General features: G+C 71.1%; 12 protein-coding genes. 5 read left to right on the plus strand and 7 right to left on the minus strand.

Going from position 1 to position 13,247, the window contains the following annotated elements:
* Positions 1-69 precede the first annotated feature (69 nt).
* Positions 70-1,101, plus strand: a complete 1,032-nt coding sequence (locus tag BLT44_RS07640) for a 4-hydroxy-3-methylbut-2-enyl diphosphate reductase (RefSeq protein ID WP_040505561.1) — start codon at positions 70-72, stop codon at positions 1,099-1,101.
* Between the two features lie 105 nt (positions 1,102-1,206).
* Here the strand turns inward: BLT44_RS07640 and BLT44_RS07645 are convergent, their stop codons facing one another.
* On the minus strand, positions 1,207-2,001 hold the full coding sequence (locus BLT44_RS07645) for a DUF6264 family protein (protein WP_074690100.1): 795 nt from the start codon (positions 1,999-2,001) through the stop codon (positions 1,207-1,209).
* The gene (gene fbaA, locus BLT44_RS07650; protein ID WP_010157726.1) at positions 2,001-3,029 is read right to left on the minus strand and encodes a class II fructose-bisphosphate aldolase; all 1,029 of its coding nucleotides are present in this window, start codon (positions 3,027-3,029) and stop codon (positions 2,001-2,003) included. The genes BLT44_RS07645 and fbaA overlap by 1 nt, the downstream gene beginning before the upstream one ends.
* A 64-nt stretch (positions 3,030-3,093) precedes the next feature.
* On the opposite strand from fbaA, the gene glpX reads away from it, so the two are divergent.
* On the plus strand, positions 3,094-4,077 hold the full coding sequence (glpX, locus tag BLT44_RS07655; protein WP_010157725.1) for a class II fructose-bisphosphatase: 984 nt from the start codon (positions 3,094-3,096) through the stop codon (positions 4,075-4,077).
* 407 nt (positions 4,078-4,484) lie between these two features.
* On the opposite strand, the gene BLT44_RS07660 is transcribed toward glpX, so the two are convergent.
* The 4 genes from BLT44_RS07660 to BLT44_RS07675 all read right to left on the minus strand — a co-directional run bounded on the left by BLT44_RS07660 (position 4,485) and on the right by BLT44_RS07675 (position 9,044).
* Entirely contained in the window at positions 4,485-5,366 is an 882-nt protein-coding gene (locus BLT44_RS07660; protein WP_010157724.1) for an HAD hydrolase family protein, read from the minus strand.
* A 75-nt stretch (positions 5,367-5,441) separates the two neighbouring features.
* Complete coding sequence (locus tag BLT44_RS07665; protein WP_010157723.1) at positions 5,442-6,860, minus strand: DNA recombination protein RmuC; 1,419 nt, start codon at positions 6,858-6,860, stop codon at positions 5,442-5,444.
* 62 nt (positions 6,861-6,922) lie between these two features.
* Positions 6,923-8,335 carry a hypothetical protein gene (locus tag BLT44_RS07670; RefSeq protein ID WP_010157722.1) on the minus strand — a complete coding sequence of 471 codons (1,413 nt, stop codon included), beginning with the start codon at positions 8,333-8,335 and terminating at the stop codon, positions 6,923-6,925.
* A 124-nt stretch (positions 8,336-8,459) separates the two neighbouring features.
* Positions 8,460-9,044, minus strand: a complete 585-nt coding sequence (locus BLT44_RS07675) for an exonuclease domain-containing protein (protein WP_010157721.1) — start codon at positions 9,042-9,044, stop codon at positions 8,460-8,462.
* A gap of 104 nt (positions 9,045-9,148) precedes the next feature.
* Between BLT44_RS07675 and BLT44_RS07680 the strand changes: the two genes are divergently transcribed.
* From BLT44_RS07680 to BLT44_RS07690, 3 genes are all read left to right on the plus strand, one after another.
* Positions 9,149-9,508 (plus strand): DUF2200 domain-containing protein, encoded by a 360-nt coding sequence (locus tag BLT44_RS07680; RefSeq protein WP_010157720.1) that lies wholly within the window; start codon positions 9,149-9,151, stop codon positions 9,506-9,508.
* Positions 9,509-9,592: 84 nt separating this feature from the next.
* Positions 9,593-10,666: a redox-regulated ATPase YchF gene (gene ychF, locus BLT44_RS07685; protein WP_010157719.1), complete on the plus strand. Its 1,074-nt coding sequence runs from the start codon at positions 9,593-9,595 to the stop codon at positions 10,664-10,666.
* Positions 10,667-10,702: 36 nt separating this feature from the next.
* Positions 10,703-11,467 (plus strand): SDR family NAD(P)-dependent oxidoreductase, encoded by a 765-nt coding sequence (locus tag BLT44_RS07690; protein ID WP_074690102.1) that lies wholly within the window; start codon positions 10,703-10,705, stop codon positions 11,465-11,467.
* Positions 11,468-11,602: 135 nt separating this feature from the next.
* Here BLT44_RS07690 and BLT44_RS07695 read toward each other — a convergent pair whose 3' ends face one another.
* Positions 11,603-13,090, minus strand: a complete 1,488-nt coding sequence (locus BLT44_RS07695) for a peptide MFS transporter (RefSeq protein ID WP_010157716.1) — start codon at positions 13,088-13,090, stop codon at positions 11,603-11,605.
* Positions 13,091-13,247 lie beyond the last annotated feature (157 nt).

The following is a 13,247-nucleotide window of genomic DNA, read 5'->3' on the forward strand; positions in this document are numbered from 1 at the left end:
ATCGGGCGCATGAACGACACCCAGGTGCGAGATCAGCGCACGATCGGCGCACCCGTGGTGACGCTGGCGATGCCCCGGCTGCGCCGGCAGGCGGGGCGTCTGCGCGATCTCCCGGTGGCGGGGGCGAAGAAGGTCATCCTCGCGGCCCCCCGCGGGTACTGCGCCGGTGTGGACCGCGCGGTCGTCGCCGTCGAGAAGGCACTGGTGCGCTACGGCGCCCCCGTCTACGTGCGCAAGCAGATCGTGCACAACGTGCACGTCGTGCGCACGCTCGAGCAGATGGGCGCGATCTTCGTGGAGGAGGTCGACGAGGTGCCGCCGGGCGCGCACGTCGTCTTCTCGGCGCACGGCGTCTCGCCCGCGGTCGTCGACGAGGCCGCGGTGCGCGGGCTGCACGCGATCGACGCGACCTGCCCGCTCGTCACCAAGGTGCACCGCGAAGCGGTGCGCTTCGCGAAGCAGGACCTCGACATCCTGCTCATCGGCCACACCGGCCACGAAGAGGTCGAGGGAACGGCGGGCGAGGCCCCCGACCGCATCACCATCGTGAACTCGCCCGACGACGTCGACGGCCTCGAGGTGCGCGACCCCGACCGCCTCGTCTGGCTGTCGCAGACCACCCTCTCCGTCGACGAGACCATGGAGACCGTGCGCCGCCTGCGCGAGCGGTTCCCGAACCTCCAGGACCCGCCGAGCGACGACATCTGCTACGCGACGCAGAACCGCCAGGTCGCCGTCAAGCAGATCGCCCCGCAGACCGACCTCGTCATCGTCGTCGGCTCCGCGAACTCGTCGAACTCGGTGCGCCTGAAGGAAGTCGCGCTCGAGTACGGCGCACGCGCCGCGCACCGCGTCGACTTCGCGAGCGAGGTGCGGCAGGAGTGGCTCGACGGCGTGCGCACGATCGGCGTGACGAGCGGGGCCTCGGTGCCCGAGGTGCTCGTGCAGGAGCTGCTCGACGACCTCGCCGACGCCGGCTACGGCGACGTCGAGGCCGCCGTCACCGCGGAGGAGGACCTGGTGTTCTCGCTGCCGAAGGAGCTGCGGCAGGATGCCGCGGGCAATCGCGACGCCCGCGCACTGGGCGGTCGCGCGCGCTGAGGCCGCGTTCCCGTGCCGCGCGCAGGGCGGGTCGGGGTGCGGGCGGTGCGGTGCGAGTAGCGGTGCGGGAGCGCCCGATTCCCGATCGAGCGCTCGCGCGCGCCGTCAGGGCTGGCTCATCTCCGACAGCGAGTCGAGCAGCTTCTGCATCGCGGTCGGATCCGAGGCCGCACTCATCAGCTCGGGAACGTTGAGCAGCACCACCGTGGTCACGATGATCGTGCCGACGACGACGATCGCGCCCGCGGTGAGCGGCACCCAGAACGCGAGTTTGCGGGCGCGCATCCGCTGGATCGAGAAGATGAGGCTCACCGCGAAGACCGCGAAGATCGCGATCGCCGTCACGGTGCCGACAGTGCCGACCCACGCGGGCACGGTGAAGCCGTCGATCTCGAACGCGGAGCCCATGAGGGAGAAGCTCGCCGGGAGGCTCATCATCGATCCCGCGAAGTTCAGCGACCCGAACATGCCCAGAACGAGCAGGATGATCGTGATCACGCGATCCGCAGTGCGCGGCTTCCGCTGCGGCGCCCCGTACCCGTTCTGCGCAGCCGAGGGCTCGGCCGCCCGAGGCGGCATCGACTCGCGCGGAGCCTGAGGCGCGGCGGCGCGGTACGGCTCGGGATCGCGCGACCCCGCCGCCGATCCCGACCCCGACCCCGGAGCGGCTGCCGACGGCGCCGACGCGGGAGCCGACCCGTCGCCCCGCGCGCCCAGATTGTGCGGCACCCCGGTCACGGGCGACCCCGAGCGGCCGCCCGCGGGCGCCGACTCGTTCGCGCGCGCGCCGTCGCTCGTCTCGGGCGTCCACTCCCAGCCCTCGGGAGCGAGCTCGCCGTAGGCCGGGCGCGGGCGTTCCGCGGGCTGCGCCTGCGGTGCGTCGTCGCTGGAGAGAGCCACTACGCGCTCACCGACTTCCCGGCGGAGCCGAGCTGCTCGGCGGCGACCGCGACTCGGGCCGCCATCGCCGACTCCGTGACCTTGCCCCAGGCGCGGGGGTCGTACTGCTTCTTGTTGCCGACCTCGCCGTCGATCTTGAGCACGCCGTCGTAGTTCGTGAAGATGTAGCCCGCGAGTGCGCGCGTGAAGGCGTACTGCGTATCGGTATCGATGTTCATCTTGATGACGCCGTTGCGCACCGCCTCGGCGATCTCCTCGGCGGAGGAGCCCGATCCGCCGTGGAAGACGAGATCGAGCGGCTTCTCGCCGGTGCCGTACTTCGCCTGCAGGCCCTGCTGGATCTCCGCGAGCAGCTCGGGCCGCAGCGACACCCCGCCCGGCTTGTACACGCCGTGCACGTTGCCGAAGGTGAGCGCCGTGAGATACCGACCCCGATCGCCGAGACCGAGCGCCTCGACCGTCGCCACCGCGTCGTCGAGCGTCGTGTACAGCTGATCGTTGATCTCGTGGCTGACGCCGTCCTCCTCGCCGCCGACGACGCCGATCTCGACCTCGAGCACGACGTTCATCGCCGCGAGCCGGGGGAGCAGCTCCTGGGCGATCTCGAGGTTCTCGGGCAGGGGCACCGCCGAGCCGTCCCACATGTGCGACTGGAAGTAGGGGAGGCCGCCCTCGGCGACGCGCGCCTCGCTCGCCGCGACCAGAGGCAGCAGGAAGTCGTCGAGTGCGTTCTTCGGGCAGTGGTCCGTGTGCAGCGCCACCGTCACGTCGTACGCCTTCGCGACCTCCTCCGCGTACTTCGCGAACGCGATCGCGCCGCCCGCGCGGTTCTTGACCGTGTGCCCCGCGAGGTAGTCGGAGCCGCCCGTCGTCACCTGGATGATCCCGTCCGATCCCGACTCCGCGAAGCCCTGCAGGGCGGCGTTCAGGGTCTGCGAGCTCGACACGTTGACCGCGGGGAACGCGAACGCTCCGGTCTTCGCGGCGTCGAGCATGGCGGCGTACTGTTCCGGTGTTGCGACGGGCATGTGCGCTCCTTGACTTCGTTGGGGTCCGCTTCGTCGCACCAGTCTACGCGGTAGGCTTGCAGGCATGACTGAACCGGATTCGCTGGGCGAATGGCAGCCCGATCGCAACCTCGCAATGGAGCTCGTACGCGCTACTGAGGCGGCGGCGATGCGCTCGACGCCGTGGATCGGCCGCGGCGACAAGCTCGCAGCGGATGGCGCAGCGGTCGACGCGATGCGCCGCTTCCTCTCGACCGTCAACATGCGCGGCACCGTCGTGATCGGCGAGGGCGAGAAGGACGACGCCCCCTGGCTCTACAACGGCGAGGTGGTCGGCAACGGCGAGGGCGCCGAGTGCGACGTCGCGGTCGACCCGATCGACGGCACCCGGCTCACCGCGGAGGGGCGCCCCGGCGCGCTCTCCGTCATCGCGGTCGCCGACCGCGGCAGCATGTACGACCCCTCGGCCGTCTTCTACATGGACAAGCTCGTGTGCGGCCCGATCGGGGTCGGCGTCGTCGACATTCGCCGCCCCATCGGCGAGAACATCCGCGCGCTCGCGCGGGCCAAGCGCGTCGATGTGTCGGACATCCGCGTCGCGGTGCTCGATCGCCCGCGCCACGAGCAGCTGATCTCCGAGATCCGCGCGGCCGGCGCGGGCACCCGACTGCTCATGGACGGCGATGTGGCCGGCGGCGTGAACGCGGCGCGCTGGGACTCGAACATCGACCTGTGCGTCGGCATCGGCGGCACCCCCGAGGGCATCATCACGGCCTGCGCCGTGAAGGCGCTGGGCGGCGTGATCCAGGGCCGGCTCTGGCCGAAGGACGACGAGGAGCGCCAGCGCGCCCTCGACGCCGGCCACGACCTCGACCGCGTGCTCGAGGCGAACGATCTCGTCGCGAGCGACAACTGCTACTTCGTCGCGACCGGCATCACCGACGCCGAGTTCGTCGACGGCGTGAAGCGCAACGGGCCGTTCGTGCGCGCGGAGAGCATCGTGATGCGCGCCCACTCGGGCACCATCCGCCACGTCACGAGCGACATGGACCCCAACCGCTGGTCTTAGCCCACCGCGGGCGCGCTCCGGCGTGCTCGTCGGCGTGCGTGCGCGCGGTTGTCGGCGTCGGCGCGTTCGGGTGCGCGCGTGCCCATTGGCGTGAAAGCGCGCGTGCGCGCCGCGGCTCGGCGAACTCTCGCCGACGCACCGCTTTCTCACCGATGCACCTGTGATTCCCGGGTGCTTCGGTGAATTCTCGGTGCAGCGGCGCCCGCGTCGTCGGGGTGCTCGGCTGCGCCTCGTTCGGGGTCGCGCCACTTCTCGCCGCAGCACCCCTTTCCGCCGCTGTACCCCTTTCTCACCGATGCACCTGTGATTCCCGGGTGGTTCGGTGAAAGAGGTGTGCATCGGCGCAGGGCGACGCAGGGCGGCGGCGACAGGCGGTGAGCGGAGCCGGGCGCCGTGCGGGCCCCGCGTCAGATGCGGAACGGCGCGTCGGTCGGGAAGTGCTTGCGGAGGCTGAGCCCCACGCCCTCCTCATCGTTCGACAGGGTGCGCTCGACGTGCGGCGCGACTCGGAGCGCGGGATCGGCGTTGCCCATCAAGACGCCGACACCGGCCGCTTCGAGCATCGGGACGTCGGCCTCGGTGTCGCCGAAGGCGATCACCTCGTGGGGTGCGATGCCGAGATGATCGCTCAACGCCCGGAGGGCTCCGTGCTTGCGCGACGTCGTGACTTCGAGCACGCGGGCGGAGAGGTGCGCGAACGCGCCCGGCAGCTCGCGGTCGATCGTCTCCTTGATCGGTGCGAGCGCCTCGGGCAGGCCGCGGAACATCAGCTTGAACACCGCATCGGCGGGGGCCCGGAGCGGCGATCCGTCGCCGACCGAGTCGGGCCAGATGGACGTGTTGCGCGCTTCGCGCAGCCCCCAGAACCCGAGGTCGCTCACGTGCCACTCCGTCGCGGTGTACACGCCGATGTGCACATCGGCGCCGTTCGCGGCGTCGAGCATGAGCGCGACGTCGGAACGCTCGAACGGGTGCTCCTCGAGCACGGTCAGCCCGCTGCCGGTGCGGACGTGCACCGTGCCGCCCCCGAATGCGATGTGGGAGGCGGCGACGCCGAGCTTGCGCTCGATGATCAGCGAAGCGTTGATGGCGCGCGCCGTCACGATCACCGGATGCACGCCCGTCGCAGCGACTCGGGCGACCTCCTGCTGCGTGAACGGCATGATCTGCTTGGCGCTGTCGATCAGCGTTCCGTCGATGTCGAGGGCCAGGAGCCGCAGCGGTGTCGTCGGGCGAGGGGAGGGAGCCGCACCGTGATGCGCGGCGCGCGAGAGCGCGTCAGAGGCCATGGTCTTACGCTAGCGCACGGCGTTGCGCCCGCGCGGCCGCACCCGCGTACTGCCGCCCGCGGCGTCAACGGGCGTTCACTCGTCGTCCCAGAATGCTTCACTGCCGTCGCGTTCCGCCCCGGGGAGGAGCTCGTCGATCGCGGTGGCCGCGCCCTGCGGCTCCAGCGTCTCGACCGCGCGGAGTCGCTTCTCGACGGCGCGGGTGCGGCGCCCCGCTTCGCTCACCGTGTTCTGCGCGGTGGCGAGCTGCTTGCCGAGCTTCTCCCAGACCTGCCCGTACTTCTGGAACTCGCCCTTGGCCGCGCTGAGCACCTGCCAGACCTCGGAGCTGCGTCGTTCGATGGCCAGCGTGCGGAACCCGAGTTGCAGGCTGTTGAGGAGTGACATCAGCACGGTCGGCCCGGCGACGGTGACGTGGAACTCCGACTGCAGCCTGCTCGTGAGGCCCGGGCGCCGGATGACCTCCGCGAACAGGCCCTCCGTGGGCAGGTACATGATGCCGAAGTCGGTCGTGTGCGGCGGCTCCAGGTACTTGTCGCGAATCAGCTTCGCCTGCGTGATGATGACGCGCTCCACCACCTTGCTCGCCGCCTCGACCGCGCTGCGGTCGCCGCCCTCCTGCGCCTCGAGGAGACGCTCGTAGTCCTCCTGGGGAAACTTGGAGTCGATCGGCAGCCACACCGTCTCGTGGTCGTCGCCGCGGCCGGGCAGCTTCACGGCGAACTCGACCCGCTCGGCGGAGCTCGGCCGCACGGCGACGTTCTCCGCGTACTGCTCGGGCGTCAGCATGTCTTCGAGCTGGCGGGCCAACTGCACCTCGCCCCAGCTGCCGCGATTCTTCACGTTGGTCAGCACGCGCTTCAGGCCGCCCACGTCGGAGGCGAGCGTCTGCATCTCGCCGAGCCCCTTCTGCACCTGTTCGAGCCGATCGCTGACCAGGCGGAACGATTCGCCGAGGCGGCGCTCGAGCGTGCCCTGCAGCTTCTCGTCGACGGTCTCGCGCATCTTCTCGAGCTTCGCCTCGTTGCCGAGTCGCAGCTTCTCGAGCTCCTCCCGCAGCACGGCCTGCAGCTCGGCCTGCTTCGCGACGTGCACCTCGCCGAGCGCCTGCACGCGGCGCGCGTTCTCGTCGAGCGACGCCTTCAAGCGCTGCTGCAGCTGCTCGCCGACCGCCACCCGCACCTGTTCGAGCTTCGCGTCGTTCGCGGCTCGGAGATCGTCGAAGCGGGCCTCGACGCTCGCGCGGAGGGTGTTCTGCGACGCGAGCGTCGCCTGCGCGCTCGTGTGCAGGCGATCCGTGATGCCCGAGAGCGACTGCCCGATCTCGGCGCGCTGCGCCGAGAGATCCTGCCGGATCTCGGCCGGGAGCGCGCGCAGGTCGCCGGAGGGGGACGTGGCGTCGACCCGGCGCCCCGTGCGCATCAGCACCACGATGAGCACGGCGATGAGGAGGAGCAGGTTGGCGCTCAGCAGCGCGATCGTCAGTGTGTTCATGGAGCACCGTGTTTCGAGGAGGAGTGGGTGTGCAGAAGTACCGTCTCACGCACCGCCGACATTCAGGGCGCAGGCACGACCTGATCATCGAAATCGATGCCGTCCGCGGCGAGCCGCACCTCGCCGAACACCCCGCTCGCTGCGACCTCTTCCAGAGTGCCGCGCGCCGCCGCTACCGACTCGGCGCTCGAATCGCGCAGATACACCGTCAGCTCCGGTTCGTCGCCGGTGAGCGACACGATGGTGCGATCGATCGACGGGATGCGCTCCCGCATGCTCAGCCCGGACCGCGTCGCCGCATCGGCGACGTCGGGGGCGGGCGATCCGGCCCGGATCGCGACCCAGAACAGGCCATCGCTCTCGGGCGCATGGACGCGGTACTCACCGCCGAGTTCGGGTGTCTCCGCGATGATGCGCACCGCGGCCTCCACGCCGCCGGCGCCCTGCGTGCGAACGGAGAGCTCGCCGCCCACGGCGACGTGCTCGACGACCGCGCCGCCCGGCACCTCGGTCAGCCGCTCGAGCGCGGCGGCCCGGGCCGCCTCGGCATCGGCGCCCGAGGCGCTCGACCCGCCCGCGGCATCCGAGCCGCCTGCTTCGCCGGACGCGCCGGCGGTGTCGAACGCGACCCGGGTGTCGATGCCGAGTCTCGCCCCCGCTGCGGCGAGTTCTGCGGCCGCGTCCGTCTCCGCAGCCGCAGTCGAGGAGGCGGAGACCGATATCGAGGCATCGGTCAGGGAGATGCGCCGGTGGTCGATGCGCGTCGCGAGCGCGAAGAGGCTCATGAGGTCGTCCATGCGCGCGCCTGGCGGCAGGATCGCTTCGACCGTGGTGCCGGCGCCTCCCTGTGCGCCGATGCGCTCCGCGGTGAGGGCGAGGCCGTCGTCTCCCGCGGCCTCGTGCAGCGCGGGCAGGATCGACCCGAGCGCCTCCTCGTCGGGCGCCGTGACGCGCACGGTGAGCTGCTTGGCGCCGGCACCATCGTGGCGAGCGGTGCGGTCGACCGAGAATCGCACCCCCGTCGCGTCGGGGAGCCGGTTCAGGGCGTCGACGGCGCCGGCGAAGCGCTCGAGGTCGGCGCGCGAGGCGCACGATCGTTCCGTGCGGAGCTCGACGGAGCCCTCGGCCGGTGCCTCGTCCGAGCCCTCGGAGCCCGATGCGTCGTCAGTGCCCTCGGAGGCCGGTGCGTCGTCCGTGCGAATGGTGAGGCCGTCGATGCGGGTCTCGGTCGCGCAGCTCGCATCGGCGATGCGACGCGCCTCGTCGACGGTGACGCCTCGCTCGACGACGATGGTCGCATCGTAGCGCGGGCTGCTGCTCGGCCAGTTGTTCTGGTAGCGCCAGTCGGCGGAGACGACGCCGTCGCTCGCCTCGAGCGTCGCCGCCCACTCGCGCTGGGTGAGGCCCCAGCTCGCGCACCCGCTCAGGAGCAGCACGACGGCCGCGAGCGCCCCGGCGCGACGCACTCGCGTCACCCGGGCCCCGCGAATGCCCGCAGCACGAGCGCCCGCAGCACGAGCGCCGTCGCCCGCGCCCCCGCGTACGCTCCCGCTCGCGCCTCCGCCCGTCACCCGCATACGACGAGCGTACTCGCGCCCGTCACAGCTTCAGGGGAATCGCCTTCAGCTGCTGAATGCGCACGCCCGTCTGCTTCGCGAGCGCGGGTACGGAGTCGACGCCGTGGCGCACGGCGGCGTCGGAGATGATCGCCGCGCACGCCTCCGCATCGGCCAGCGCGTCGTGGTGCGCGAACTCGCCGTACCCGGCCGCGGCGGCGGAGAGGGGGAGCCGGTGCGACGGAATCGCGTAGGTCTTGCGCGACACCTGCACGCTGCACAGGTACTTGAGGCGCGGCGTCGGCGTCACGGTCTCGGCGCACGCGGCGCGGATCACGCCCATGTCGAAGCTCGCATTGTGCGCGACGGCGACGTCGCCGCCGATGAACTCCCGCAGCTCGGCCAGCTGCCCGGCCCAGTCGCGGGACTCGGCGACCATCGCCGCGGTGATGCCGTGGATCCGGGTGTTGAACGGCAGGAAGGCGTCGTGGCCGGCCGGGGGCCGGATCAGCCAGTGGACGCGATCGACGACCGCGCCCGCCCGCACCCGCACCATGCCGACCGAGCACGCGGACGACGGATGGCTGTTGGCGGTCTCAAAATCGATGGCGGTGAAGTCGACGGGCACGCATCAACTCTGACACACGCCCCTGACACTGACGCGCGCCCCTGACACTGACGCGCGGTGCGACAATGGAGGCGGCACCGCGCCAGTCGGATCGGAGGCACCGCATGACCGAGCATCGCATCTTCTCGACGAGCTTCGGCAGCGTCTACGTGCACTACGTCGCGAAGGCGGAGCGCAAGGGGCGCACCCGCGAGGAGGTCGATCGGGTGATCGGCTGGCTCACCGGCTACGACGCGGAGGCGATCGCGCGCATCGTCGCCGACGAGACCGACTTCCGCACGTTCTTCGCCGAGGCGCCGCGCATGAACCCGCACGCGAACCTGATCACCGGAGTCATCTGCGGGATCCGCGTCGAGGAGATCGAGGATCCGCTCATGCAGCAGATCAGGTACCTGGACAAGCTGGTCGACGAGGTCGCCCGCGGCAAGAAGATGACGTCCATACTGCGCGGAACGCCGGCCTGACGCCTCGGCCGTACCGATCCTCGTCGCCCCGGCGCCGCCGCGCTCGTCGCCGGGGCGCCCCGGAGCCGCGTAGACTCGTCTCCCGTGGCTCTCACTATCGGCATCGTAGGTCTCCCCAACGTCGGCAAGTCGACGCTGTTCAACGCTCTGACGCAGAACGACGCGCTCGCGGCGAACTATCCGTTCGCGACGATCGAACCGAACATCGGCGTGGTCAATCTGCCCGATCGCCGGCTCGACGCGCTCGCGGAGATCTTCGGCTCGGAGCGCATCCTCCCGGCGCCCGTCAGCTTCGTCGACATCGCGGGCATCGTACGCGGCGCGAGCGAGGGCGAGGGGCTCGGCAACCAGTTCCTCGCGAACATCCGCGAAGCAGACGCGATCGCCCAGGTGGTGCGCGGCTTCTCCGATCCCGACGTGATCCACGTCGACGGCGCGGTGAACCCGGCCAGCGACATGGAGACGATCAACACCGAGCTCATCATCGCCGATCTGCAGACGATCGAGAAGGCGCTGGTGCGCTTCGAGAAGGAGCTCAAGAACAAGAAGATCGACGCCTCGGTCGTCGAGACGGCGAAGGCGGCGCAGGCGGCGCTCAACGACGGGAAGGTGCTCTCGCAGTCGGGCATCGACCTCGAGCCGATCCGGGAGCTCGGGCTGCTCACCGCGAAGCCGTTCCTGTACGTGTTCAACGTCGACGAGACGGTGCTGCAGGATCGCGCGAAGCTCGACGAGCTGTCGGCGCTCGTGGCTCCCGCGAAGGCCATCTTCCTCGACGCCAAGATCGAGAGCGAGCTCATCGAGCTCGACGCGGAGGACGCCGCGGAGCTGCTCGCATCGATCGGGCAGGAGGAGAGCGGCCTCGACCAGCTCGCCCGCGTCGGCTTCGAGACGCTGGGGCTGCAGACCTACCTGACGGCCGGCCCGAAGGAGGCGCGCGCCTGGACGATCAAGCGCGGCGCCACGGCGCCGCAGGCGGCGGGCGCGATCCACACCGACTTCGAGAAGGGCTTCATCAAGGGCGAGATCATCTCGTTCGACGACCTCGTCGAGGCGGGCTCGGTCGCCGAGGCGCGCGCGAAGGGCAAGGCCCGCATGGAGGGCAAGGACTACGTGATGCAGGACGGCGACGTCTGCGAGTGGCGGTTCAACGTCTGATCGCGTCCGCGCGCCGCGCGTCGCTAGAGTGACCTCATGCATCACGAGGCACTGCGCGACCTGTTCTCACTCGACGGCCGTCGGGCGCTCGTCACGGGCGGCAGCTCCGGGATCGGCCGCGCCATCGCCGTGGCGCTCGCCGACGCCGGCGCGCACGTCGTCGTCGCGGCCCGCACGCGGGCGACGCTCGACGCCGCGGTCGCGGAGATCGCCGGGCGGGGCGGGGCGGCGGAGGGGATCGTGGCGGATCTGGCCGCGCGATCCGGCGCTCACGCGCTCGCCGACCGTGTCGGCGATGTCGATGTGCTCGTGAACTCCGCCGGAGTCAACCTGCGCCCGCCGCTGCCCGACCTCACCGAGGAGGTGTGGGATGCGACGATGCGCGTGAACCTCGACGCCCCGTTCATCCTGGGCCAGCGTCTCGCCCCCGGCATGGCGGAGCGCGGCTACGGGCGCATCATCCACATCAGCTCGCAGCAGGCGCAGCGCCCGTTCGCCTCGAGCGGCGCCTACGGGGTCTCGAAGGCCGGTGTCGAAGCCCTGGCGCGATCGCAGGCGGAGGCGTGGTCACCGCGGGGGGTGACCGCGAACGTGCTCGTGCCCGGGTTCGTGCGCACTGCGCTGAACGAGCGCCTCGCATCGGACCCGGCGGCGGTGCGCGCGCTCGAGGCGCGCACGCTCATCGGGCGCAACGGCGCGCCCGAGGATTTCGCCGCGCCCGCCGTGTTCCTCGCGGGGCCCGGCGCTGCGTACGTGACCGGTCAGGCGATCCCGGTCGACGGCGGCTTCTCCGTGCATTGAGCCGGCGCTTCTGGGTGCATTGAGCCGGTGGCCGCCGTTCGCCGGCCAGTACAGCGCATGATGCCGGGCACGAGTGCACCCTACTGACCGCTCACGGCTCGCCGCGCCGCCGCGGGGCGCCGCGCCGCGACCCCGTCAGCGAACGCCGCGCATGAGGCGCAGGATCGGCGCCCGCACGAAGACGAGCACGATGCCGACCGCGATCGAGATCAGCCCGATCGTGAGGAAGTAGGGCACCTCGTCGTCCGTCGAGTAGAAGCCGGAGAGCGCGCCGGCGGCCGCCGAACCGAGCGCGATCGAGATGAAGTGGAGCGCCACCATCTGCGAGTGGAACGCGTGGGGCGAGAGCTTCGTCGCGAGCGACTGGCCGACGGGGGAGATGCAGAGCTCCGCGAACGTGAAGAGCAGCAGGATGACGACGATAGCGATGAACGGGACCGAACCGTCGGCGCCGCCCGAGAAGGGGATGAAGGCGAGGAATGCGAGCCCCATGATTATCGTGCCGAGGGCGAACTTGATCGGGGTGCTCGGCTGGCGCTCGCCGAGCCGGGTCCACATGGCCGCGAAGACGCCCGCGAAGATGATGATGAACACGGGATTGATCGACGTGACGACGCTCGGGGCGATCTCGAGGCCGAAGACGTTGCGGTCGAGACGCTGATCGGCGTAGATCGCGAGCACGGTGAACTGCTGCTGGAAGAGCGTCCAGAACACCGCGGACGCGATGAAGAGCGGGATGTACGAGAACACCCGGCTGCGCTCCTCGGCGCTCACCCGCGAGCTCGACGCGATCACCGCGAAGACGGCGACGGCCGAGAGGATCGTGAGCGCGACGACGACGACCGAGAGATTCTCGGCGCGCAGCAGCCCGAGCAGCGCGGCGCCTGCGACGACGACGGCCGCACCCGCGACGATCGCGATCCACCGCACGCGCTCCGCCCGCGTGAGGGGATTGGTGGGGCGCGAGCCCCCCTCGGTGACCGTGTGCCGACGCAGGAGCAGGTACTGCAGCAGGCCGAGCGCCATGCCGACGGCGGCCAGGCCGAACCCCCAGTGGAAGCCCTGCCACCCCCAGACGAGGCTCGTGAGAATCGGGCCGATGAACCCGCCGATGTTGACGCCCATGTAGTAGATCGAGAAGGCGGCGTCGCGGCGCACGTCGCCCGGCTCGTACAGGTCGCCGAGCACGGTGGACGTGGTGGTCTTCAGCGATCCCGCCCCGAGCGCCACGCAGACGAGGCCGATGCCCAGCCCGACGACCCCGGGGAGCACGGCGAGGGCGATGTGCCCGATCATGATCACGACCGCGGAGACCACGAGGGTCTTCTCCGCCCCGAGCACGCGATCGGCCACCCAGCCGCCGAGCACCGAGGAGAGGTAGACGAGACCGCCGTACGCGCCGACGATGGAGGTCGCGGCCGCCTCCGACATGCCGAGGCCGCCCTGCGAGAGCGAGTAGTAGATGTAGAAGGCCAGCAGGCCCTGCATGCCGTAGAAGCTGAAGCGCTCCCACATCTCGACGCCCGCGAGGTTCGCGAGGCCCCAGGGGTGGCCGAAGAAGCCGCGCTGCTGGTGCGTCGCCGCGGAAGCGGCGGGTGCCGCCGCGCGCTCGGGCTCGGTCATGGTTCCCCCTGCTCTGCGGTCGGTGTCGCGCGGCCGCCCTCGTGGAATGCAGGAGCCAGCCTACTGCCGACTGCCCGCTCGCGTTGCGCCCGCCCGCCGCCCGCCGCCAGCCCGGCGCTCGCCGTCTGCTGGCCGTCTGCTCGCATCAGGAGGTCGC

This window comes from Leucobacter chromiiresistens, from assembly GCF_900102345.1.
Lineage (GTDB): Bacteria > Actinomycetota > Actinomycetes > Actinomycetales > Microbacteriaceae > Leucobacter > Leucobacter chromiiresistens.

Coding starts and splice junctions, on each gene's coding strand:
- BLT44_RS07640 (WP_040505561.1), top strand. CDS start 70: ATGCCCCGGCTGCGCCGGCAGGCGGGGCGTCTGCGCGATCTCCCGGTG.
- fbaA (WP_010157726.1), bottom strand. CDS start 3,029: ATGCCCGTCGCAACACCGGAACAGTACGCCGCCATGCTCGACGCCGCG.
- glpX (WP_010157725.1), top strand. CDS start 3,094: ATGACTGAACCGGATTCGCTGGGCGAATGGCAGCCCGATCGCAACCTC.
- BLT44_RS07660 (WP_010157724.1), bottom strand. CDS start 5,366: ATGGCCTCTGACGCGCTCTCGCGCGCCGCGCATCACGGTGCGGCTCCC.
- BLT44_RS07665 (WP_010157723.1), bottom strand. CDS start 6,860: ATGAACACACTGACGATCGCGCTGCTGAGCGCCAACCTGCTCCTCCTC.
- BLT44_RS07680 (WP_010157720.1), top strand. CDS start 9,149: ATGACCGAGCATCGCATCTTCTCGACGAGCTTCGGCAGCGTCTACGTG.
- BLT44_RS07690 (WP_074690102.1), top strand. CDS start 10,703: ATGCATCACGAGGCACTGCGCGACCTGTTCTCACTCGACGGCCGTCGG.
- BLT44_RS07695 (WP_010157716.1), bottom strand. CDS start 13,090: ATGACCGAGCCCGAGCGCGCGGCGGCACCCGCCGCTTCCGCGGCGACG.